Raw genomic sequence first — 2,568 nt, 5'->3', positions numbered from 1 at the left:
TAACAAATACTTACCGGGTTTTGATCATTGGATGTGTCGGGTGTAGCTCCGGGAAATGACCACTCCCAGCTTGTAGGTGTATTTGTACTGGAGTCAGTGAAGCTGATGCATGTTCCTTCGCAGATCATGGTATCGCTAGCTGCAAAACTTGCTACCGGTGGGGCAACAACGGTAGGTATTGTCACCTCTATTTGGTCAACTGAAAAAGCTGGCTCTGCACCTGCTTGCGCTGCATCACTTCCATTCACAAATCTAAATGCAAATCTTAAATCCGGTTGATTATCAAAATCAGTTAATGTAACCGTTTCCTGTATCCATGTTGCTTGATTAAACAGAGAGGTCAATCCCAGTATCCAGCTAACCCCTCCATCAATGCTATAATAAAATTCCCCAAAAGCCACGTTAACTGTAACACCAACCCACCAAAAATTTACACTTACATTTGTTTGACCAGTTGTACTCATACCAATATTCATTTTAGTAAAATAATTTTCGGGTGGTGTAGGGCAAACAACAAGTGCAGGGTCTGAAATTAAATAATGAGCATTCTGGGCCGTACCTGGAAAACAACCCAATACAGTAGGGTCATATATGATATGCATATAGGTACTTTGAGGGAAACCGGTAATACCTACGGTTTGGTCAGGTGTAGCGTTAATTCCTACAGATATACAGCCAAGATCTGCACAAGAGGCAAAAGAGAAAGATACATTGGTATTTCCAGCAGCAAAGGCATTATTCAGAATCCAATAATTATAGCCAGTACTCGTAGAACTCAAATCTGTTGTGTTCATAGTCCAATTGCCCCCTCCGCTTTCAAAATCTTCTGTCCACAAAATCGTTTGGCTGCTACCCAATAACGGAATAAGCGACAACAAGGCGCTGAATACAAAGGGCTTATTTATGATCAATTTTTTCATGCTGAATTTTTGCTCCAAATTAATAAAAAAATTATATCTTTAATAACAATCGGACAATTTATCTAATCAACGTTACATCCCCTTTTCTAATATCCGATGTCCTATCCTCAAATTGCACTTCCAGATAATAAACAAACACAGCCATACCCTGTTCTTCCCCATTGTGCTTTCCATCCCATCCTGCATTCATAGCCTCATCCACAATACGGGTTTCAAAAACGTTATCCCCCCAACGGTTATAGACTATTAAATAGATGCTTTTTATACCTTTGCCTGTTATACGAAAAACATCATTCTCTCCATCCCCGTTTGGAGTGAACGCGTTGGGGATAAACAGTTGTTTTTCTGTAATATCTATAACAATAATGGTCACTGAATCTACTCCCGTACATCCATTACTATCTGTAACTGTTACATAATAGGTAGTTGTTTCATCCGGCTTTGCAACAGGATTGGCTATTGTAGTATCACTTAATCCAGTACCCGGACTCCACAGATATAATTTGCCTCCGCTTGCCTGCAATATTATACTATCTCCTTTAGTGATGGTTGTATCTTTTCCTGCTGAAGCGAGTACCATAGATACCGTTATAACAACAGAATCCTGTCTCTGACATCCATTGGAATCGGTTATCATCACTACGTAAATACCGGCTGCAAGACCTGTGATATCTTCCGTGCTATCGCCATTAGACCAAATGTATTGTAATGGTGGTGTTCCGCCTGAAACAGTTAAATCTGCTGTGCCATCTTTATTGCCCGCACAGCTTTCTGGTGTTGGAGAAATCGTTGTAGTGAAGGCATTTGTAACAATTATGGTTACTGAATCTGAGCCTACGCAGCCATTTCCATCCTGGATATTTATATAATAGGTGGTTGTTGTGACTGGGGCAGCTACCGGGCTTAAACAAGTAGTGCAGCTTAAAGCCGTTGCAGGGCTCCAGGAATACGCTCCACCACCGGTTGCAACCAGCTTAACACTCCCGCCCAGGCAAATTGTTGTGTCCGGGTCTGCGTTTGCTGTTACATTAGGTAAAGGATTTACCATAAGAGTCATGGAATCAATGGCAGAACAAGCTGTGTTTGTATCGGTCACGATCACATAGTAAGTAGTCGTTGTCAGGGGATTTGCCACCGGATCAGCAATAGCAGTATCGCTTAAGCCTGCAGACGGCCACCAATTGTAAACAGCCCCGCCACCGGCAGCTAATTGAATGCTATCTCCTGCACAGATCTCCCGGTCTATCCCTGCATTGGCTGCCGGTAAATTCTTTATAGTAACGGTGACTGAATCTTTAGCCTGGCAGCCGTTTGTATCCGTTATTGTTACAATATAGGTGGTTGTCGTATCGGGGCCAGCTAAAGGATCAAAAACGCTATCATTACTTAATCCCAAACCTGGGTACCAGCTATAATTAGCTCCTCCGGTAGCATTGAGTTGAGCGCTATCGCCATTACAAATTGCCGTATCTGGTTGCGCTGTTGCAATAGGCAGCGTAAAAACCGTAACAGTTACAGAATCTAAAGCCGGGCAGCTATTGCTGTCTGTTACTGTTACCATATAAGTTGTCGTTGTATCAGGGCTGGCAAAAGGGTTAAAAACAGTGTCGCTGTTTAATCCTATGCCAGGCGACCAGCTATAATTTAC

The 2,568-nt window shown here is 42.4% G+C and carries 1 protein-coding gene and 1 pseudogene (1 of these 2 only partly in view); both read right to left on the bottom strand.

The window, feature by feature from the left end:
- Window positions 1-920 (bottom strand): annotated as a pseudogene (locus FVQ77_10165) (hypothetical protein); it reaches 139 nt to the left of the window's first position.
- Between the two features lie 58 nt (window positions 921-978).
- Window positions 979-2,568, bottom strand: a 1,590-nt coding sequence (locus FVQ77_10160; GenBank protein MBW8050681.1) for a T9SS type B sorting domain-containing protein, incomplete at its 5' end; no start/stop codon positions are given.

Source organism: Cytophagales bacterium (assembly GCA_019456305.1).
GTDB lineage: Bacteria > Bacteroidota > Bacteroidia > Cytophagales > VRUD01 > VRUD01.
This window is presented reverse-complemented; position numbering and strand designations above follow the sequence as displayed.